Here is a 20,428-nt window from a genome sequence, read left to right as displayed (position 1 = left end):
AAATACCCCTCCTAACCTATGGCTCCTTCTAGTTCTAAATTAATTAAGTTATTCATTTCAACTGCGTATTCAAGAGGAAGTTCCTTTGATATAGGCTCTACAAATCCTCTTACAATCATTTTCTTCGCTTCATCCTCACTTAATCCTCTAGACATTAAATAGAAGATGGCATCATCAGATATTCTTCCAATTTTAGCTTCATGTCCGATATCAACCTCGTCATTTTCAATTTGAATAACTGGAATAGTATCAGATATAGACTCATTATCTAACATCAATGATTCACAAGAAACAGTTGATTTAGAATTTACTGCAGCAGGGGTAATTTTAACTACACCTCTATATGTTGCAATACCACCATTCTTTGAAATTGATTTAGAGTTAATAGTAGAAGTGGTATTTGGTGCAGCATGAACAACTTTAGTGCCTGTGTCTAAGTTTTGGCCTGAAGATGCAAAGGTTATACCAGTGAATTCTGAAGATGCACCTTCTCCTTTTAAAATACTCATAGGGTATAGCATTGATACTTTTGAACCAAAGGAACCTGATACCCACTCGATTTTACCATTTTTCTCTACAGAAGCTCTCTTAGTATTAAGATTCATCATATTTCGTGACCAATTTTCAATTGTGGAATACCTTAATGTAGCTCCTTCTTTAACAAATAGTTCTACACAACCTGCATGTAAATTTGTAACATTATATTTAGGAGCAGAGCAACCTTCAATAAAATGAAGTTTTGCACCTTTTTCTACTATAATTAATGTATGTTCAAATTGACCAGCACCAGGAGAATTTAATCTAAAGTAAGATTGAAGTGGAATCTCAACGTTTATTCCTTCAGGGACATAAACAAAAGAACCACCGGACCATACAGCTCCATGTAATGCGGCAAATTTATGATCTTGGGGAGGCACTAGTTTCATAAAGTATTTCTTAACGATATCTCCATGTTCTTTTAGTGCAGTTTCTATATCCGTATATATAACTCCTTGTTTAACTAGATCTTCTCTTATGCTATGGTAAACAACCTCAGAATCATACTGAGCCCCTACTCCGGCTAAGGAAGTTCTTTCTGCTTCTGGAATTCCAAGTAACTCAAAAGTATTCTTGATTTCGTCGGGAACCTCATCCCAAGTTCCTTTCATAGAAGTATCAGGCTTTACATATGCTACAATATTATTCATATCTAAATCACTAATATCAGGTCCCCAGGTTGGAACTTCAATTGAGTTATAAATATCTAAAGCCTTTAATCTAAAATCTCTCATCCAATCTGGATCCTCTTTTTCTTTAGAAATAGCTAAGATAACATCTTTTGTTAATCCTTTTTCAGTTTTATAGCTGAATTTATCTTCATTTTTAACATCATATATGCCTCTATCAACATCTTCAACGAAGGTCTTCTTCTTTTCCATATTTCTCACCTTACTTTTCTATAAGAGTCTTAAAACTACTAAAGCCATTTTCATTAATTTCAGTTATAAGTTCTTCTCCACCTGTTTTAACAATATTACCATCTATTAAAACATGGACAAAATCAGGCTTTAAGTGTTCTAAAATCTTAGTATTATGTGTAATTATTAAAATTGAGTTATTTTCATTCTTAAACATTGAAACACCTTCAGAAACAATTTTAACTGCATCAACATCTAAGCCAGAATCAGTTTCATCAAGTATTGCAAGCTTTGGTTCAAGTAATAGCATTTGAAGTATTTCATTTTTCTTCTTCTCTCCACCAGAGAATCCAACATTTAAATATCTTTCACTATATGATTCAGGGATTTTTAGAGAATTCATTTTATTTCTTAGCTTAAAGTTAAATGAAAATGGGCTTATATTCTTATCTTCAATTGAACCTTTTGCAGTTCTAATGAAGTTTTCAACAGTTATCCCGGGAACAGCTTCTGGGCTTTGAAAAGATAAAAATATACCTCTTTTTGCTCTTTCATTAACCTTTAATTCAGTTATATTTTCACCTTCAAAAACAATGGATCCCTCGGACACTTCATATTTTGGGTGTCCCATAATGGTATAGGCTAAGGTTGATTTTCCAGCACCATTAGGTCCCATTATTACATGGACTTCTCCTTTATTTATTGAAAGATTAAGAGACTTTAAAATTTCTCTATCTTGAACTTTTGTACTTAAAGAATTTATTGTTATTAAGTTTTCTTTCATAAAAACACCTCTTAATTCCGATTAATTTACTCTGATTTAATTTTATATTATCACCCATAACTTTCTAAGTCAAGATATTAATAGTTGAAGTGGAGCTATAGGGTTTTTTATAGGAAACTTAACTTATACTTGTTTGAAAATGGCCACTTCTGGACATTTTCAGGCATGAATAAGTTAATAGTTGAACTTAAAACTCGATATCAGTTTTATTGTAAAAATCTAAGTTTACATAATTTTAAGAGATTAGTACGTAAAAATTTGGTATATTATATATAGACGCAGTATTTAGTAGGAGGAATAGTAATGAAAGATCATGCATTAATTTTAGAAGGCGGAGGTATGAGAGGAGTATATACAGCTGGTGTTCTAGAATATTTTTTAGAAAAAGAGATAAGATTTCCATATGTTATTGGAGTATCTGCCGGTGCTAGCTATGCTTTTTCTTATATTTCTGGGCAGAAAGGTAGAAACAAAAGGATTTTTGCAGATTACATCAGGGATAAAAGATATTTAAGTTTAAGAAATTACTTAAAAGAAGGTTCACTTTTTGGAATGAACTTTATATATGATGTACTTCCAAATGAATTAGAAATATTTGATTATAAATCTTTTAGAGAAAACGAAGCTACATTTTATATTGGGGTTACTGACGTTGAAACAGGAGAAGCAAACTATTATGAAAAAAATGAAGCAAATGACCCAAATTTGATTGTAAGAGCTTCTTCGTCACTTCCAATAATTTCACCAATAGTCCATTATGAGGATAGACTATATTTAGATGGTGCATTAGCAGATCCACTTCCAATTGAGAAGGCAATTAAAGATGGTTATGATAAGTTTGTTGTTGTATTAACAAGAAATGCAGGATATAGAAAGCCAAGTTCAAAGGTATCTTTATTTGTTAGGCAAAAATATAGAAGATATCCTAATCTATTAAAAGCTTTAGAGGGTAGAAGTGAAGTATATAACAGGCAATTAGAATTAATAGAGAAACTTGAAAAAGAAGGTAAAGCCATAGTTATAAGGCCAAGTGAAAAACTTCAAGTAGAGAGAATGACAAAGAATAGAGAAAAGCTAGTTAGCTTATATAAGTTAGGCTATGAGGATTGTAAAAAAATTCTATAATTGTTAAGTCTCCTGAATAATTTAGAAAAATATGGACATAATCACTTATAGAGGTGAGATTATGTTTAATAAGAAAAAAATTATTCCATTAGTGGTAACAGCAATTATATTTTTAATAGGAGTTTTTGTTATTAGTTATACTATTGCTTCAAAATATATAGAAATTACAAATGCAGCAGAAAAAGAAAAGATTGATAATAAAAAACTTGCAGATGCTAGAAATAATATTTTAGGTGATGATGTTGAAATCATATTAAAGGATAAAGATAAAGTTAAAGAATCACTTTCATTAAAAGAATACAAGAGTAAAAATAATATAGAAGGTGACTTGAATAGAGAAGCATTACTTCAAGATCTTAAGAAGGATAATTATACACTAGAAACAGAAAAAGATGAACAAATGGTGTTTAATAAGATAAGTGATTCAAAGCTTACACCTAACAAGTATTATCTAGGAGAAAAGGATGGATATTTTGCCATTTACAAGGCTGATGCAAATGGAAATCCTACCATTGAAGATGAAAAACAAGATGTGTTTAGAGATTACAAAAAAGTCTCTCAATTAAATGAGCTAGATAAGAATAAGATTACAAGCTTTGTATTTTCTTTTAGTACAAAAGATGAAGCTGAAGAAAAATTAAGTGAGTTTATTTCATAGAATAAATATAAAAGGAAAACCATTAATACGGTTTTCCTATTTTTATTAATAAAGGAATTTCATAATTGAAAAACCTCATAATAAATGCTAAAGTATAATTTAGGTTTATATTGAGGTGATTATAATGTATGAATACATAAAAGGAATTTATAAAGGTTTTAATAAAGAATACATAATTATTGATAATGGTGGAATAGGTTATAAGATATATACTTCAGGAACAACAATTGCGAAACTTCCTAAAATTGAGGATGAGGTATTAATATATATTCAACAAATTGTTAGAGAAGATTTTATTGGGTTATATGGCTTTATAACTAGAGAAGAATTAGAAATGTTTAATATTTTACTGACAATAAATGGTGTAGGTGCTAAAGCTGCATTATCACTACTTTCAATCAGCTCGGTTAATAATTTGAAATATGCTATTATGACAGAGGATGAGAAGCATATTGTTAGAGCACCTGGAATTGGGAAGAAAACGGCACAAAGAATTATATTGGAACTTAAGGATAAGTTGAAATCAGACGAGTTAATTGAAAAAGAAGCAGATATATCAATAAATGATGATTATGCTAATAATATTAATGAAGCGCTTACAGCATTAGTTGCTTTAGGGTATAGTGAAAAAGAAGCAAAAGGAGCAATTTCTTTAGTAAATAAGGAACAAACAATTGAAAATATTATTAAAGATTGTTTAAGAAATCTAATGAGATAGGGGGATTACTATGGAGGATAGGATTATTACTACATCTAAAATTGAAGAGGATGTTCAATCAGAGTATAGTTTGAGACCCCAGAGGATTAGTGAATATATAGGACAAGAAAAAGTAAAGGAAAAAATGAATATTTTCATAAAGGCTGCTAAAAAAAGAAGGGAGTCTTTAGACCACGTTCTTTTATATGGTCCACCAGGGCTAGGTAAAACAACTCTTGCTAATATAATTGCTAAAGAAATGGGTGGGGAATTAAAGATAACTTCAGGTCCAGCAATTGAAAGAGCAGGTGATTTAGCAGCAATACTAACGTCTTTAAATGAGTATGATGTTTTATTTATTGATGAAATACATAGATTGAATAGAAGCGTTGAAGAGATACTTTATCCTGCAATGGAAGATTATGCTTTGGATATTGTAATAGGTAAGGGGGCAGCAGCAAAGTCAATAAGGCTTGATTTGCCTAAATTTACATTGTTAGGTGCCACAACGAGAATTGGTATGCTTTCAGCTCCATTAAGAGATAGATTTGGAGTTTTAGCGGCAATGGAGTATTATACCAATGAGGAACTAAAGGAGATTGTAATTAGAAGTGCTGATATTCTTGGATGTAATATAGATTATGATGCTGCATTTGAGATAGCTAGACGTTCAAGAGGAACACCTAGAATTGCAAATAGATTACTGAAAAGAGTAAGAGATTTTTCTGAAGTTAAGGAACATAACATAATTAATCTTCAAGATGCAAAGGAAGCTCTAGAACTTTTAGAAGTTGACGGAGAGGGCTTTGATAGAGTGGACAACAAGATTTTAGAAGCTATAATAGATAACTTTAATGGAGGGCCAGTTGGAATTGAAACTCTATCTTATTTTGTTGGGGAAGAATTAGGTACAATTGAGGATGTTTATGAACCATATCTATTACAAAGAGGATTTATAATTAGAACTCCTAGAGGTAGAATGGCAACAGATAAAAGTTATAAACATTTAGGAAGAAAAAAGATTGATAATACAATGGACAATCAAACAAAATTTTTTGACTAGAGAAGGTGTAGTTTTAGATGAAAGTAGAAGATTTTAAATTTGATCTACCTGAGGAGTTGATTGCTCAACATCCTCTTGAAGATAGAACAAGTTCAAGACTTATGGTTTTAGGTAAAAATAGTAATGATTTAAATCATAAGCATTTTTATGATGTTATCGAGTATTTTGAGCCAGGTGATACATTGGTTCTAAACAATACAAGAGTTATTCCAGCTAGATTAATAGGTGAAAAAGAAGAGACTGGTGGTAAAATAGAGCTCCTACTACTTAAGAGAGTTGGGGATGATCTGTGGGAATGCTTGTCAAAACCAGGTAAGAAAGCAAAACCAAAAGCTAGATTTTCTTTTGGTGAAGGTAAATTAATTGGAGAGATTCAAGAAGTTTTGGATAATGGTAACAGAATCGTTAAGTTCTATTATGAAGGATTATTCGAAAATGTTTTAGATGAACTTGGGCAGATGCCATTACCACCATATATACATGAAACACTTCAAGATAAAGAAAGATATCAAACAGTTTATTCAAAAGAAAAAGGTTCTGCTGCAGCTCCAACTGCAGGGCTACATTTTACACAAGAGCTTTTAGACAAAATTAAAAGTAATGGTGTAAATATAGTTTATTTAACACTCCATGTTGGGCTCGGAACTTTTAGACCAGTAAAAGTTGAAAATATTGAAGAACACGATATGCATTCGGAATTTTATATGATTTCAAAAGAAACTGCAGATATAATAAATGAAACAAAAAAAAGAGGAAATAAGGTTATTGCAGTTGGAACAACATCTACAAGAACTCTAGAGACTATCGGGGATGAAAATGGCATGGTAAAGGAAGCTTCAGGCTGGACTAATATATTTATATATCCAGGATATAAGTATAAAGTTGTTGATGCATTAATTACTAATTTCCACTTGCCAGAATCAACACTAATTATGTTGGTTTCAGCTCTTGCAGGGCAAGAAAAGGTTCTAAATGCATATAAGGAAGCAGTAAAAGAAAAATATAGATTCTTTTCCTTTGGAGACGCAATGCTTATTATATAATTTTGAAGGGAGAAAAGTTTGTGGTTAAAAGATATACTTTAATTAAGAAAGATGGAAAAGCAAGAAGAGGTAGATTTGAGACTCCACATGGAGTTATTGAGACTCCTGTTTTTATGAATGTAGGTACATTAGCTGCAATTAAAGGGGCAGTTTCTTCAATGGACTTAAAGGAAATTGGATGTCAAGTAGAGTTATCTAATACATACCATTTGCATTTAAGACCAAGTGATAAAGTGGTTAAACAATTGGGTGGTTTACATAAGTTCATGAACTGGGATAGACCAATATTAACAGACTCAGGCGGATTTCAAGTTTTTTCATTAGCATCTATGAGAAAAATAAAAGAAGAAGGTGTTTATTTTAACTCTCACTTAGATGGAAGAAAAATATTTATGGGTCCTGAAGAAAGTATGCAGATACAAAGTAATTTAGCATCTACAATAGCTATGGCATTTGATGAATGTGTTGAAAATCCAGCACCAAGAGAATATGTTGAGAAATCTGTAGAACGTACTACTAGATGGCTTGAAAGATGTAAAGCTGAAATGGATAGACTTAACTCACTTGATGATACTATAAATAAGGAACAAATGCTTTTCGGTATAAATCAAGGGGGAGTTTATGATGATATTAGAATAGAACATGCAAAAACTATCAGTAAAATGGATTTAGATGGTTATGCAATCGGTGGTCTTGCTGTTGGAGAAACTCATGAAGAGATGTATAGAATCATAGACGCAGTCGTGCCACATCTTCCTGAAGATAAACCAATATATTTAATGGGAGTTGGACTTCCAAGTAACATCTTAGAAGCAGTTGAAAGAGGAGTAGACTTTTTTGATTGTGTATTACCAGCAAGAAATGGAAGACATGGCCATGTGTTTACTGAATACGGTAAGATTAACTTAATGAATGCTAAATTTGAATTAGATGAAAAACCAATAGATGAAGGCTGTGAATGTCCAACTTGTAAGAACTATACAAGAGCATATATTAGACACTTATTTAAGGCAAAGGAAATGCTAGCAATGAGATTATGTGTTCTACATAATTTATATTTTTATAATAAACTAATGGAAGATATAAGAGCAGCTATTGATGGAGATTACTTTGCAGAGTTTAAAAAGGAAAAGTTAGAAAAATGGGGCGGAAGAGCTTAGGAAAGGAGAGATAATATGCCAGGTGGTTTAATGCAAATACTAACATTAGTTATAATTTGCGTTGCATTTTATGGATTCTTACTATTACCAGAAAGAAAAAGAAGAAAAAGTTATAATGAAATGTTAGATTCACTTAAAATAGGTGATAAAGTTATGACTAGAGGTGGAATAATAGGAAACATAACTCAATTAGATGAAGAAACCTTAATTTTAGAGATAGAGCCAGATGCAATTAAGATAACAATAGCAAAACAGGGAATATCAACAAGAATAAATCAAGAAACTGAAATGTAATAACTATGCCCCCTATGTTCATATATTTATAATGAATAAGGGTTTAAATGCGAGACAAAAATAAATTTTTTGAAAACATGAGAAGTCGTTTTTAAGAATTAAAGTATTTATGTTGAACTAAACCCTAAATAGAAGGGGGTGTGGTAATGAATTTAGAGGTTGTAAAGAATTCAGGCAGGGGACTTATTAGAGCATTGTTATTAACCATATTTCTACTTATGGTGCTTGCTTTGACTATGAACTTCTTGGATTTATCTCAAAAAAATTTATATGTTACTTACATAATAATAACATGTGTAAGTATAGTCTTTGGCGGAGTATACGGAGCTAGAAAAAATCAGTCAAAAGGATGGCTAGTGGGACTTTTTGTTGCAATACTATATTATGTTTTTATAGGGATTGTATCAGCGATAGCTAAAGGAAAAGTAGAATTTGTATCTTTTGACGTATATAGACTATTTTTTGCCATGGCAATAGGTATATTATCTGGCATGCTTGGAATAAATATATAAAAATTCTTTATAATGCAATTAAAATGTGTTATAATCAACTAGTAATTGTATCGGAATGGAGGCGTACGACGTGAAACATATTAAAACAATTAATAGTTCAAACTTAAAGAATAGCTTATGCAAACCAGGCTGTAAGGAATGTGCAAATTCATGCCAATCAGCATGTAAGACTTCTTGTACAGTTGCTAACTTAGCTTGTGAAAACTAATAAAACAAAGTAGGTGGCAGTAACTTAGTTACTGCCATATTTCAGTAAGGAGGAAAAAAATTGAGTTTGATTCATAAATTTACTCAAGATGGCGAATATTATTTAATAGATGTTAATTCAGGTAGTCTTCATATTATAGACAAGCTGATTTACGATTTGTTAATTGATGTAGATAAATTAGCCCCAGTAGAAGAGGTTATAGCAAAGTTCCAGGGGACATATTCAGAAGAAGAAATAAGAGAGGCATATGAGGACTTGGAAGAATTAGTTAAAGAAGAGCTTCTTTATACTAAGGATTACTATGAAGATATTGCTTTAAAAGATGATCAAGATGACTATATAAAAGCTCTATGTTTAAATGTAGTTCATGATTGTAACTTAAAATGTAAATATTGCTTTGCTGAAGAAGGTGAATATAAAGGGCATAGAAAACCTATGAGTCCTGAAATTGGTAAGAAGGCAATTGACTTTGTTATTAAGAAATCTGGACCAAGAAAAAATATAGAAGTAGATTTATTTGGCGGAGAGCCGCTGATGGTATTTGATACAATAAAAGAAATTGTAGATTATGCTAGAGAACAAGAAAAAATATTTAATAAAAATATCAGATTCACTATGACTACAAACGCTACTTTATTAAATGATGAAATTATGGAATATTTGGATAAAAATATGGGGAACATAATATTATCAATTGATGGTAGAGAAGAAGTAAATGATGCGGTAAGAATAAGGAAAGATGGATCTGGAAGTTATTCAAGAATATTACCAAAGATAAAAGAAATGGTAGATAGAAGAGATAAGTCAAAACAATATTATGTAAGGGGTACCTTTACTAGAAATAATACTGATTTCTTTAATGACGTTATGTCACTTGTAAATGAAGGTTTTAGAGAAATTTCCGTTGAGCCAGTAGTTTTACCTGATGATAATTTACTTTCATTAAGAAGAGAAGACTTATCTAAGATATTTGAACAATATGACCTTTTATATAAAGAGATGCTTAGAAGACACAATGAAGGAGATTCATTTAAATTCTATCACTTTAATATAGATTTAAATGGCGGACCATGCGTATACAAGAGAATCTCTGGATGTGGTGCAGGATTTGAATATGTAGCAATTACTCCTGATGGAGAAGTTTATCCTTGTCATCAATTTGTAGGAAATAAAGATTTCTTACTAGGAAATATAGAAGATGGGGATTTAGACACTAAACTAGCATCAGAATTTAAAAAAGCAAATATATATAGAAAACCTGTATGTAAAAATTGCTGGGCTAGATTCTATTGCAGCGGAGGTTGTCAAGCAAATAACTTTAATTTCAATGGAGATATACATGTTCCTTATGAAATTGGTTGTGAGATGCAAAAGAAGAGAATTGAATGTGCTATAGCATTAAAAGCAATGACTTCAAAAGTTTAAATGGGATTTATTGACATGAAGCTCTCTATAGAAATATAATTATATTATGTATAATACGACGGTATTATGAAAAAAACTGAGGGGGAGAAAAATGAAAACAAAAGGTAGAAATACAATATTATTTATATTGCTTGTTGGTTTTATATTTTTATTTACCTATATAGGATTTTTTGGTGCGAAAATTTTTGGTTGGGAATATAAAAGTTTTGATAAGGCTATAACTAAAGGCTTAGATTTGCAAGGCGGAGTTTCCGTATTAATGGAAATGCAAGAAGATAAGGTTTCTGCTGATGACAGAGATAAGACAAAAGAGATGTTATCCTTAAGAGTTAATAAGGTTGGAGTATCTGAAACAGTTGTTACAACTGAAGGGGAAAAGAGAATCAGAATAGATATTCCAGGTCAGTATGATTCTAAGACAATAGTTGATAGTTTAAATAAAACAGGAGAATTAAAATTTATAGCTCCAAACCAATCAAAAGACGTAATCCTTACAGGTAAAGATGTGAAAAAAGCTACAGTATATACAGATCAACAAAATGCAAATCAACCTGTAATTGGGCTAGAACTTAATGAGGAAGGTAAACAGAAGTTTGCCGATGCAACACAAAAATACTTAGGTCAACAAATATCTATTTATATGGATGATCAATTATTAACAAGTCCAACAGTTCAAAGTGTTATTTCTAATGGGGAAGCACAAATTACTGGTAATAAAAGCTTTGAAGAAGCTAAAAAAACAGCAGGTATTATAAATGCTGGAGCACTTCCAGTTCCAGTTAAAGTAGCATCAGTTAAGACTGTTGGGGCACAATTAGGGGCCACAGCACTACCTAATGCAATAAAGGCTGCTTTTATTGGATTTGCATTAGTATTTCTACTAATGGTTTTATATTATAGAGTTCCAGGGTTCTTAGCATGTATAGCATTGGTATTATATGCATCATTAGTTTTGACATGTTTTGCGGGGCTTAATGCGACCTTAACCTTGCCGGGTATAGCAGGTTTCTTGTTAACGGTAGGTATGGCAGTTGATGCTAATGTACTTATATTTGAAAGAATAAGAGAAGAGCTTAAAAAAGGTAAATCTATAAAGAGTTCAATCAATGAAGGTTTCAAACATGCTATGTCATCAATAATTGACTCAAACATAACAACATCAATAGCAGCACTAGTACTATACTTCTTAGGTTCAGGAGCTGTAAAAGGCTTTGCTACTACACTATTAATCGGTATTTTAGTATCTATGTTTACAGCTATATTTGTAACAAGAGCGCTAGTTAACCTTGCGGCAAATATGGGGCTTCTAAGTAAACTATGGTGCTTCAGAGTTAAGAGGGGGGAGTAGTAGTATGCTTAAGATAATAGAAAAAACTAAAATTTGGTTTACAATATCATTAATAATAATGCTAATTGGTGCAGGATTCATGATATATAGAGGTGGACTTAACCTTGGGTTAGACTTTAAAGGTGGTACACAAGTAGATATTAAAATGCCTAAGGATTTCAATAAAGGTGATGTAGATACAATAGTTAAAAAATATGCTGAAGATGCTGTTACAAATACAGTTTCTGAAACTGTAGATGGCTCAACTAACGAAGTTCAAATAGAGATAAAATCTAAGAGTTTAGACTCAACTAAAGTTTCTGACATGTTTAAAGAGTTATCAGAAAAGTATTCTTTAAAACAAGATGCGCTTGTTTCGCATGATGAAATAGGACCTTCAATTGGAAATGAACTTACAAGTAGTGCTATAAAAGCATTAGCAGTTGCAGTTATTGCGATGCTAATTTATATAGCAATTAGATTTGAATTTAAATTTGGATTAGCGGCCATAATAGCTTTATTTCATGATATTTTAATAACTTTATCAATATATGCAATTTTTAATATTCCTGTAAATTCGCCATTTATTGCAGCTATTCTAACAATTATAGGATACTCTATAAATGATACAATAGTAATATTTGATAGAATCAGAGAAAATCAAAAGAGTATGAGAAGAAATACTCCAATTGAAATTGCAGATCATAGTTTAACACAAACATTCACAAGATCGCTTAATACTACATTAACTACATTATTAACTACTACTGCAGTTAATGTGTTTGTACCATCTGTTAGAGAATTTGCATTCCCACTAGTAGTAGGTATGGCATGTGGAGCATATTCTTCAATATTTATTGCTAGCCCAGTTTGGGTAATGCTAAAAAACAGAACTTCAAAATAAAATTTTAGAGTGTAAAATTCCATGAGTATTTTATAATTAAAGTTTATTTATAGTTAAATGTAATTATATTATAAGAATTAGAAAGATGGATTACTCTTATAATATTTAGCTAGGGTGGTGAAATGTATTTTGATGCTATCTACTAAAATATGCATTCAAAGTACTTTTTATCCATCCTTATTTATTTTTTGACAAATATTACGAATAATATATAGAGAGAAGTTACAATTAATACTTTGTTTACCCATATTATTTAGGGGTATCTTTAAATTTTATAAAAATATTTGTAAAAACTCGTAATATAATTTATAATATAGTTGTTTTCTATGAATACGGAGGAATTTTAAAATGAGCAAGCAGTGGGAGAAGATATACCGCCCAAACTATATATCTGGTTATAATCCTTTTATAATTAAAAATATGAATAGAGCCATTGAAAGAGTGGTTGATGCAATAAATTCACGTAAAAAGATACTTGTATATGGTTTATGCGACGTTGACGGTATATGTGCATTATCTTCACTAATTCTTTTATTGAAATATTTAAATGCAGACGTAGAGTATATCATAGAAGATTATTCACATACAAATCATTTGATTCAAGAAGCGGATATCAAAAATAGAATTCACTTTTTGGGAGCTGATCTTCTTATTACTGTAGGTTGTAGATTTAAAGGCAATAGAGAAGTTGAACTTAGCAAGGCATTAGGAATAGAAACTATAATAATGGAAAATTCTAAATCTAATGGTATACATAATACAATTTATATAAATCCTAATCAAACAGGATGTTCATACAGATACAAAAATTTGTCAAATTCAGCATTAACATTTAAATTGATGCAAGCTATTGGAATATATTATAATATGAATAGTATTAATAGATATTTGGATTTGATTTTTCTAGGTAGTGTATTTAAGAAATGTGAAAAGCAAGGTGAGAACAAAGTATTCTTGAGTGAAGGGTTTAATTATTTAAGAGAAACAAATAACTATGGACTTAGAGCCATATTTAAGTATCTTAAAATTGAGTCCATTATGGATGAGGATATAGATGGCATAATTAATTTACTTACACCAATTAATAATTCAGTTAGTGTGATGGATACAGCAAAAATAATTGTTGAACTACTTACAACGTCTGATATGGATAGAGCAGAACAAATTGTTAAATACTTAAATTTTGAAAGAAAAAAAACAAATATTTTTATATAAGAAAATCTCATAGGGGGAATTTAATAATGGATTTAAAAGAAAAGGTAAGGATAATCGATAATTTTCCTAAGGAAGGAATTAGTTTTAAGGATATAACTACTCTAATTGAAGATGGAGAAAGTTTTAAATATGCTATCAATGAAATAGTAGATTATTTAAAAGATAAAAAAATAGATTTAATTGTAGGACCAGAGGCAAGAGGTTTTATTTTTGGAGTGCCAGTTGCGTATGCGTTAGGAATTGGATTTATACCAGTTAGAAAGCCTGGAAAACTTCCATGGGATACTGTAAAGGTAGAATATGATCTAGAGTATGGAAAAGATGCATTAGAGATTCATAAGGACTCAATTAAGCCAGGTCAAAGAGTAGCTATTGTTGATGATTTACTAGCTACTGGAGGTACAATTGCAGCAGTTGCTAAGTTAGTAGAACAAGCTGGTGGAGAAGTTGTTACTTTAAACTTTTTAATAGAATTAGAAGAATTAAGAGGTAGAGATAAATTAAAAGGATATGATATTCAAAGCCTTTTAAAATATGATGTCTAATTTTCTTGAAAAACAAAATTCAATATTATATAATTATAGATAAATATGGCTGGTATATATACCAGCCTTTAAATTTAATTCTAATTTTTAGAGGAGAGTAATCCAAATGCTAACGGATTTAATGGAGAAAATAAGTTTAAATTGCAATAATATAGATCTAGAACTAGTTAAAAAAGCGTATAATCTTGCATCAGAAGCCCATTCTAAGCAAAAAAGAGAATCTGGTGAACCATATATTATTCATCCATTAGATGTGGCTTCTATTCTAGCTGAGTTAGGCATGGATACTAATACAATAGTAGCAGGATTACTTCATGATGTTATTGAAGATACCGAATATAATTATTCAGATTTAGAGAGAATGTTTAATAAGGAAGTTGCTGATCTAGTTGAGGGCGTTACTAAGCTTGGTAAAATTAAATATAAATCAAAAGAAGAACAACAAGCTGACAATGTGAGAAAAATGCTACTAGCGATGGCAAATGATATTAGAGTTATAATAATTAAGCTTGCTGATAGGCTTCATAATATGAGAACGCTTAAATTTATGCCTGAGGAAAAACAAAAAGAAAAGGCTAAAGAAACTTTAGATATTTATGCACCGCTTGCACATAGATTAGGTATTTCTAAGATAAAGTGGGAACTTGAAGATCTTTCTTTTAGATATTTACATCAACAAGAGTATTATGACTTAGTAAATCAAATTGCAGAAAAAAGAAAGGAAAGGGAAGCTTATATTTCTCAAATAATGGATGAAATTGAGGGGAAGCTTTCTAGTTCAGGAATTGATTCTGATATTGATGGAAGACCTAAACATTTTTACAGTATCTATAGAAAGATGGTTAATAAGAATAAGAATATAGAACAAATATTTGACTTAACTGCTATAAGAATCTTAGTTAATTCAGTAAAAGACTGTTATGCAGCACTAGGAATAGTACATACGATTTATAAACCAATACCAGGAAGATTCAAAGACTACATAGCTATGCCAAAACCTAATATGTATCAATCATTGCATACAACTGTTATAGGGCACTTAGGAAAGACTTTCGAGATACAAATTAGAACATTTGAGATGCATAAAACTGCAGAATATGGTATAGCCGCGCATTGGAAGTATAAAGAAGGAGAAGCGTCAAAAGGTGATAGTTTTGAACAAAAATTGTCTTGGCTTAGAGATATGCTTGAGTGGGGAAAAGAGACCTCAGATGCTCAAGAATTTATGGAAGGCTTTAAAATAGATTTGTTTTCAGATGAAATCTTTGTTTTTACCCCTAAAGGAGTAGTTATTAATTTACCTGCAAATGCAACTCCAATTGATTTTGCTTATAAGATACATACGGATGTTGGAAACAGATGTGTTGGAGCAAAAGTTAATGGAAAAATGGTACCACTTGACTACAATTTGAAAACGGGACAAATAGTTGAAATCATGACCAGTTCTGCTCCAAAAGGGCCTAATATAGATTGGCTTGGTATGGTAAAAAGTAATCAAGCTAAGAGTAAAATAAAACAATGGTTTAAAAGAGCTCAAAGAGACGATAATGTTCTAAAAGGAAAAGAATTAATTGAAAGAGAAGCTAAAAAGCAATCTTTAGTATTTTCTGAACTTGCAAAAGGTGAGTTATTTGAAAAATTACTTAGGAGATATAATTTACATTCACAAGAGGATATATATGCAGCAGTAGGTAATGGAATTATGTCAGCTTCCGTAGTATTTGCGCGATTAAAGGAAGAAGAACATGATGAAAAAGTTATTTTAGAAAATATCAATAAAAATATTGAGGATAATGCAAATAGAACTGAAAAAGTTCATGAAAATGATAAGGCTTATGGTGTTACAGTTAAAGGATTAAGCAATCTTATGATAAGATTTGCAAGATGCTGTAATCCAGTTCCTGGAGATGATATCATTGGATATGTAACAAAAGGTAGGGGTGTTTCTGTTCATAGAAAAGACTGTTCTAATGTTCTTGAATTAAAGGATAGTGAAGAAACTAGAATAGTGGATGTAAGTTGGGGAACATCAAAAGGTAAATCATATACTGCAGAAATTCAGGTTGAAGCTGAAGATAGAATGGGAATTTTAGCAGAGGTAATGATAATTCTAAGTGAATCTAAAATAAAAGTAAATGCTGTGAATGCTAAATCTTTAAAAGGAAATCTATCCTTGGTTAATATTAAGGTAAGTATAGACAGTATAGATCAACTAAAAGAGTTAATGAGGAAAATTAGAAAACTAAAAGGTGTTTTAGACGTATATAGAATGAATAATTAAAGGATGTTTAGTGAATGAGAGCTGTAGTGCAAAGAGTAAAAAGAAGTAGTGTTAAGGTTGATGGAAGAACAATTGGAGAAATAGGTGCAGGCTTAAATGTATTAATTGGTATTACAAAAGGTGATACTGACGAAGATATTAAATACATTAGAGATAAGGTTATTAACTTAAGAGTATTTTCAGATAGCGATGATAAAATGAATCTTTCTTTAAAAGATGTTAATGGAGAAATACTTATAATATCACAATTTACCTTATACGGAGATTGTAGAAAAGGTAGGAGACCAAGCTTTATAAATGCACTTGGTGGAGAAGAAGCTATTGGCATTTATGAAAAAGTTGTTGAGGCCTTTAAAGAAGAGGGAATAAGAGTTGAAACTGGAGAATTTGGAGCAGATATGGAAGTTGAAATAATTAATGATGGCCCTGTAACTCTGCTATTAGAAAGTAAAAAGGATTTTTAGGAGGAAGTTTATGATAATTAAAACTATCCCAGTAGGCGATATACAAGAAAATTGTTATATAGTTATGGATGAAAAAACAAAGGAAGCTTTTGTAGTGGATCCAGGGGATCAGGGTGATTATTTAGCTGATATAATTAATAAACTTGGAGCTAAATTAAAGTTTATATTATTAACCCATGGTCACTTTGACCACGTAGGTGCTGTTTCTGAACTAAAAAGTACGTTTAAAGTTCCTCATTTTATTAATGAGGATGAAAAAGTTTATATGCAAGGATCATCCTACGTATTTGGTAAAATACCAGAAGCAGAAAGATATCTAAAAGATGGAGAAGAAATAGATTTTTCAGGACATAAAATTAAGTGTATACATACACCTGGACATAGCGCAGGAGGAATGTGTTTTCTTTTAGATGGTGAACATCTTTTTGCAGGAGATACCTTATTTTACCTAAGTGTAGGAAGATCAGATTTTGAAGGTGGGGATATGGATACATTAGTAGATAGCATTAGAACAAAACTATTTATACTTAATGATAATACTATTGTTTACCCAGGACACGGCCCAAAGACTTCTATTATGACTGAAAAAAGAGGAAACCCTTTTGCTAGATAAAGGAGAGAAAATGACACTAAATATAACACTATCAGATGAAAATCTAAGATATGACGTATATCAAATGTTTAATATATTTTTCCCGTTAGAGGATATTAAAATAAATAGAGCGGATGACTTTGATTATAAGATTACAAGTGAAGAATCAAAACTTGTAATTGAGTATGATCAAATATGTAGAGAGGTTGCTTTAGAAGAAGATAGAAAAGATTCAGTTAAAAGAGAGTTATTTAAATTATTAAGCGAATTAACTAAGGATTATTATCCTTGGGGAACTTTAATAGGAATAAGACCAAGCAAAATAGCACTTTCTTTATTGAATGAAGGGAAATCTAAAGCAGAAATACGTAGATATTTTAAAGATAAATATCTTACATCTGAGGAAAAAAGTGATCTATGCATAGAAATTGCAGAGAGAGAAAAAGGATTTGTAGATGTTAAAAAGGAAAAAATAAGTATTTATATTGGAATGGCTTTTTGTCCAACTAGATGCTTATATTGTTCTTTTGCTTCTAATCCGATAGCTGGAGCAAAAAAACAAGTGGAACCATATATTACAGCAATTAAAAAAGAAATTGATGCTATGAGTCAATATATTTCAAATAAGAAACTAGAAGTTAATACGGTCTATTTTGGCGGTGGGACGCCTACGGCAGTTGATAATGAAGAATTTGAAGGATTAATGGCTGAAATTTATAATAGGTTAATCGAACCTTTTAACCCAATTGAATTTACTGTGGAATGCGGAAGACCTGATTCAATAACGGAAGAAAAACTTGGGACTATGAAAAAGTATAGAGTCGATAGAATTAGTATAAATCCTCAATCAATGAATAATGTAACACTTAAGAATATAGGTAGAGGACATACAAAGGAACAGGTTATTAATAAGTTTAACTTGGCGAGAAGTTTGGGCTTTGATAATATAAATATGGATATAATAGTAGGACTTCCTGGTGAAGGTATTGAAGAAGTAAATAACACATTTATAGATATACTTAAATTAAAACCAGAATCCTTAACTGTTCATGGAATGTCAATTAAAAGAGCTTCTAGGTTACATGAAGAGCTTATACTCGGGAAAAAGCTATATAGACCTACTCAAAATGAGCTAAATAAAATGTATGAAAAAACTAGAGAATTAGCAATTGAGTTAAAGATGGAACCTTATTATATGTATAGACAAAAGAATATGGTTGGTAACATGGAGAATGTAGGATACTCCTTAAATAATAAGGAATGCATATATAATATGCTAATGATAGAAGATACAGAAACTATAATAGCAATTGGTGCTGATGCTGTATCAAAAGTAGTTTTTCATAATGAAAATAGGATTGAAAGATTCGGTAACGTCAAAGATGTTAAAGAATATGTAAATAGAATTGATGAAATGATACAAGGGAAAATAGATCTACTAAATACTTTGTATGAATAAGGGAGGAAGGTTAATGGATAAAATACAAGCTCCGAAAGGGACAAAAGATATGCTTCCTAAGGATGCATATAAGTGGCATTATGTAGAAAATAAGTTTAGAGAGCTTTCAAAAGAATATGGAATAAGGGAAATTAGAACTCCTATATTTGAGCACACAGAACTTTTTAAAAGAGGAGTTGGAGAAACTACAGATGTTGTTCAAAAGGAAATGTATACATTCTTAGATAAAGGTGAAAGAAGTATAACTTTAAAGCCTGAAGGTACAGCTCCTTCTGTAAGAGCATTTATTGAAAATTCATTATTTAATGATGCTCAACCTACTAAGTTATATTATTTTACTCCATGTTTTAGATATGAAAAAATGCAAAAGGGAAGACTTAGACAATTTCACCAATACGGTATTGAAATATTTGGCTCAAAGGAAGCTTCCATTGATGCAGAAGTTATTTCTCTAGCAATGAGAGCATTAGATGAATTTGGAATAGAGGGATTAACTCTAAATATAAATAGTTTAGGTTGCCCAGATTGTAGAGCAAAATATAACAAAGCATTAATGGATTTCTTAAAAGAAAATTATGATAATCTTTGTGATACTTGTAAAGGTAGATTTGAAAAAAATCCAATGAGGATACTTGATTGTAAAGAAAAAAGTTGTAAAGAGATTACTAAAAATGCACCAGTTATTTTAGATTATATTTGTGAAGACTGTAGCAACCACTTTGAGGAAGTAAAAACTTATTTAAATGCTATGGATATTAATTTTGAAATAGATCCTAAAATAGTTAGAGGACTAGATTACTACACAAGAACAGTTTTTGAAATAATAAATAAAGATATAACTGTATGTGGTGGTGGAAGATATGATGGTCTGATATCAGAAATAGGTGGGCCAGAGACACCAGCAGTTGGATTTGGATTAGGACTAGAAAGATTATTACTTACTCTTGAGGAAGAAGGAATAGAGATTCCAGAACCAAATACAATTGATTTATATATTGGTTCAATGGGAGATTTAGCTAGAGTTAAAGCTTTTGCGCTTACTTACAAGCTAAGAAAATTTGGAATTAAGAGTGATTGTGATCATATGAAGAAAAGTGTAAAGGCTCAAATGAAGTATGCAAATAAAATAGGAGCAGCTTTTACTTTAATATTAGGTGAAGATGAAATTGCAAATGGTACAGGAAAAATTAAAAGGATGTCTGATGGAGAAACATTTGATATAAATTTAGATTCATTAGAAGATATAGTAAGTTTAGTTAAGTAATTAGGAGGAAG

General features: G+C 30.8%; 21 protein-coding genes. 19 read left to right on the top strand and 2 right to left on the bottom strand.

Annotated features, from left to right (window positions below; genetic code table 11):
* Window positions 1–11 precede the first annotated feature (11 nt).
* Both sufB and sufC read right to left on the bottom strand, forming a co-directional pair.
* Window positions 12–1,418, bottom strand: coding sequence for a Fe-S cluster assembly protein SufB (gene sufB, locus PTZ02_RS07250; protein ID WP_274227123.1), 1,407 nt, complete (start codon window positions 1,416–1,418; stop codon window positions 12–14).
* 10 nt (window positions 1,419–1,428) lie between these two features.
* Window positions 1,429–2,181 carry a Fe-S cluster assembly ATPase SufC gene (gene sufC / locus PTZ02_RS07245; protein ID WP_274227122.1) on the bottom strand — a complete coding sequence of 251 codons (753 nt, stop codon included), beginning with the start codon at window positions 2,179–2,181 and terminating at the stop codon, window positions 1,429–1,431.
* 303 nt (window positions 2,182–2,484) lie between these two features.
* Here sufC and PTZ02_RS07240 point away from each other — a divergent pair, with 303 nt between their 5' ends.
* From PTZ02_RS07240 to hisS, 19 genes are all read left to right on the top strand, one after another.
* Window positions 2,485–3,306 carry a patatin-like phospholipase family protein gene (locus PTZ02_RS07240; RefSeq protein ID WP_274227121.1) on the top strand — a complete coding sequence of 274 codons (822 nt, stop codon included), beginning with the start codon at window positions 2,485–2,487 and terminating at the stop codon, window positions 3,304–3,306.
* A gap of 61 nt (window positions 3,307–3,367) precedes the next feature.
* On the top strand, window positions 3,368–3,964 hold the full coding sequence (locus tag PTZ02_RS07235; protein WP_274227120.1) for a hypothetical protein: 597 nt from the start codon (window positions 3,368–3,370) through the stop codon (window positions 3,962–3,964).
* A 124-nt stretch (window positions 3,965–4,088) separates the two neighbouring features.
* Window positions 4,089–4,682: a Holliday junction branch migration protein RuvA gene (gene ruvA / locus PTZ02_RS07230; protein WP_274227119.1), complete on the top strand. Its 594-nt coding sequence runs from the start codon at window positions 4,089–4,091 to the stop codon at window positions 4,680–4,682.
* A 10-nt stretch (window positions 4,683–4,692) separates the two neighbouring features.
* Window positions 4,693–5,724 (top strand): Holliday junction branch migration DNA helicase RuvB, encoded by a 1,032-nt coding sequence (ruvB, locus tag PTZ02_RS07225; protein ID WP_274227118.1) that lies wholly within the window; start codon window positions 4,693–4,695, stop codon window positions 5,722–5,724.
* Window positions 5,725–5,741: 17 nt separating this feature from the next.
* Window positions 5,742–6,767 (top strand): tRNA preQ1(34) S-adenosylmethionine ribosyltransferase-isomerase QueA, encoded by a 1,026-nt coding sequence (gene queA, locus PTZ02_RS07220; protein ID WP_274227117.1) that lies wholly within the window; start codon window positions 5,742–5,744, stop codon window positions 6,765–6,767.
* 20 nt (window positions 6,768–6,787) lie between these two features.
* Complete coding sequence (gene tgt / locus PTZ02_RS07215) at window positions 6,788–7,927, top strand: tRNA guanosine(34) transglycosylase Tgt (protein WP_274227116.1); 1,140 nt, start codon at window positions 6,788–6,790, stop codon at window positions 7,925–7,927.
* 15 nt (window positions 7,928–7,942) lie between these two features.
* Complete coding sequence (gene yajC, locus PTZ02_RS07210; RefSeq protein WP_274227115.1) at window positions 7,943–8,221, top strand: preprotein translocase subunit YajC; 279 nt, start codon at window positions 7,943–7,945, stop codon at window positions 8,219–8,221.
* 146 nt (window positions 8,222–8,367) lie between these two features.
* The gene (locus PTZ02_RS07205; RefSeq protein WP_238884973.1) at window positions 8,368–8,733 is read left to right on the top strand and encodes a TIGR04086 family membrane protein; all 366 of its coding nucleotides are present in this window, start codon (window positions 8,368–8,370) and stop codon (window positions 8,731–8,733) included.
* A gap of 70 nt (window positions 8,734–8,803) precedes the next feature.
* Window positions 8,804–8,941, top strand: a complete 138-nt coding sequence (scfA, locus tag PTZ02_RS07200) for a six-cysteine ranthipeptide SCIFF (RefSeq protein WP_202766501.1) — start codon at window positions 8,804–8,806, stop codon at window positions 8,939–8,941.
* A 60-nt stretch (window positions 8,942–9,001) separates the two neighbouring features.
* On the top strand, window positions 9,002–10,366 hold the full coding sequence (scfB, locus tag PTZ02_RS07195) for a thioether cross-link-forming SCIFF peptide maturase (RefSeq protein WP_274227114.1): 1,365 nt from the start codon (window positions 9,002–9,004) through the stop codon (window positions 10,364–10,366).
* 91 nt (window positions 10,367–10,457) lie between these two features.
* Window positions 10,458–11,714, top strand: coding sequence for a protein translocase subunit SecD (gene secD / locus PTZ02_RS07190; RefSeq protein ID WP_274227113.1), 1,257 nt, complete (start codon window positions 10,458–10,460; stop codon window positions 11,712–11,714).
* A 4-nt stretch (window positions 11,715–11,718) separates the two neighbouring features.
* The gene (secF, locus tag PTZ02_RS07185) at window positions 11,719–12,597 is read left to right on the top strand and encodes a protein translocase subunit SecF (protein WP_274227112.1); all 879 of its coding nucleotides are present in this window, start codon (window positions 11,719–11,721) and stop codon (window positions 12,595–12,597) included.
* A 348-nt stretch (window positions 12,598–12,945) separates the two neighbouring features.
* Window positions 12,946–13,812 (top strand): DHH family phosphoesterase, encoded by an 867-nt coding sequence (locus tag PTZ02_RS07180; RefSeq protein ID WP_274227111.1) that lies wholly within the window; start codon window positions 12,946–12,948, stop codon window positions 13,810–13,812.
* A 26-nt stretch (window positions 13,813–13,838) separates the two neighbouring features.
* Window positions 13,839–14,357 (top strand): adenine phosphoribosyltransferase, encoded by a 519-nt coding sequence (locus PTZ02_RS07175; RefSeq protein ID WP_274227110.1) that lies wholly within the window; start codon window positions 13,839–13,841, stop codon window positions 14,355–14,357.
* A 106-nt stretch (window positions 14,358–14,463) separates the two neighbouring features.
* A complete protein-coding gene (locus tag PTZ02_RS07170; RefSeq protein ID WP_274227109.1) occupies window positions 14,464–16,638 on the top strand; it encodes a RelA/SpoT family protein in 2,175 nt (724 codons plus the stop codon).
* A gap of 14 nt (window positions 16,639–16,652) precedes the next feature.
* Window positions 16,653–17,102, top strand: a complete 450-nt coding sequence (gene dtd / locus PTZ02_RS07165; RefSeq protein WP_274227108.1) for a D-aminoacyl-tRNA deacylase — start codon at window positions 16,653–16,655, stop codon at window positions 17,100–17,102.
* A gap of 10 nt (window positions 17,103–17,112) precedes the next feature.
* On the top strand, window positions 17,113–17,715 hold the full coding sequence (locus tag PTZ02_RS07160; RefSeq protein ID WP_274227107.1) for an MBL fold metallo-hydrolase: 603 nt from the start codon (window positions 17,113–17,115) through the stop codon (window positions 17,713–17,715).
* Window positions 17,716–17,725: 10 nt separating this feature from the next.
* A complete protein-coding gene (locus PTZ02_RS07155) occupies window positions 17,726–19,153 on the top strand; it encodes a coproporphyrinogen III oxidase (RefSeq protein ID WP_274228075.1) in 1,428 nt (475 codons plus the stop codon).
* Between the two features lie 13 nt (window positions 19,154–19,166).
* Window positions 19,167–20,417 (top strand): histidine--tRNA ligase, encoded by a 1,251-nt coding sequence (gene hisS, locus PTZ02_RS07150; RefSeq protein ID WP_274227106.1) that lies wholly within the window; start codon window positions 19,167–19,169, stop codon window positions 20,415–20,417.
* Window positions 20,418–20,428 lie beyond the last annotated feature (11 nt).

Source organism: Clostridium sp. 'White wine YQ' (genome assembly GCF_028728205.1).
In the GTDB taxonomy this organism is placed as follows: Bacteria; Bacillota; Clostridia; order Clostridiales; family Clostridiaceae; genus Clostridium_T.
The sequence above is the reverse complement of the archived record's forward strand: the minus strand, read 5'-3'. Positions and strand labels throughout refer to the sequence as shown.

What these genes read in the sequence shown, in the direction of transcription:
- secF (WP_274227112.1), top strand. Translation starts at nt 11,719, where the DNA reads ATGCTTAAGATAATAGAAAAAACTAAAATTTGGTTTACAATATCATTA.
- ruvB (WP_274227118.1), top strand. Translation starts at nt 4,693, where the DNA reads ATGGAGGATAGGATTATTACTACATCTAAAATTGAAGAGGATGTTCAA.
- queA (WP_274227117.1), top strand. Translation starts at nt 5,742, where the DNA reads ATGAAAGTAGAAGATTTTAAATTTGATCTACCTGAGGAGTTGATTGCT.
- PTZ02_RS07180 (WP_274227111.1), top strand. Translation starts at nt 12,946, where the DNA reads ATGAGCAAGCAGTGGGAGAAGATATACCGCCCAAACTATATATCTGGT.
- PTZ02_RS07205 (WP_238884973.1), top strand. Translation starts at nt 8,368, where the DNA reads ATGAATTTAGAGGTTGTAAAGAATTCAGGCAGGGGACTTATTAGAGCA.
- secD (WP_274227113.1), top strand. Translation starts at nt 10,458, where the DNA reads ATGAAAACAAAAGGTAGAAATACAATATTATTTATATTGCTTGTTGGT.
- PTZ02_RS07240 (WP_274227121.1), top strand. Translation starts at nt 2,485, where the DNA reads ATGAAAGATCATGCATTAATTTTAGAAGGCGGAGGTATGAGAGGAGTA.
- PTZ02_RS07235 (WP_274227120.1), top strand. Translation starts at nt 3,368, where the DNA reads ATGTTTAATAAGAAAAAAATTATTCCATTAGTGGTAACAGCAATTATA.
- yajC (WP_274227115.1), top strand. Translation starts at nt 7,943, where the DNA reads ATGCCAGGTGGTTTAATGCAAATACTAACATTAGTTATAATTTGCGTT.
- sufB (WP_274227123.1), bottom strand. Translation starts at nt 1,418, where the DNA reads ATGGAAAAGAAGAAGACCTTCGTTGAAGATGTTGATAGAGGCATATAT.
- sufC (WP_274227122.1), bottom strand. Translation starts at nt 2,181, where the DNA reads ATGAAAGAAAACTTAATAACAATAAATTCTTTAAGTACAAAAGTTCAA.
- dtd (WP_274227108.1), top strand. Translation starts at nt 16,653, where the DNA reads ATGAGAGCTGTAGTGCAAAGAGTAAAAAGAAGTAGTGTTAAGGTTGAT.
- PTZ02_RS07170 (WP_274227109.1), top strand. Translation starts at nt 14,464, where the DNA reads ATGCTAACGGATTTAATGGAGAAAATAAGTTTAAATTGCAATAATATA.
- PTZ02_RS07155 (WP_274228075.1), top strand. Translation starts at nt 17,726, where the DNA reads ATGACACTAAATATAACACTATCAGATGAAAATCTAAGATATGACGTA.
- hisS (WP_274227106.1), top strand. Translation starts at nt 19,167, where the DNA reads ATGGATAAAATACAAGCTCCGAAAGGGACAAAAGATATGCTTCCTAAG.
- ruvA (WP_274227119.1), top strand. Translation starts at nt 4,089, where the DNA reads ATGTATGAATACATAAAAGGAATTTATAAAGGTTTTAATAAAGAATAC.
- PTZ02_RS07160 (WP_274227107.1), top strand. Translation starts at nt 17,113, where the DNA reads ATGATAATTAAAACTATCCCAGTAGGCGATATACAAGAAAATTGTTAT.
- PTZ02_RS07175 (WP_274227110.1), top strand. Translation starts at nt 13,839, where the DNA reads ATGGATTTAAAAGAAAAGGTAAGGATAATCGATAATTTTCCTAAGGAA.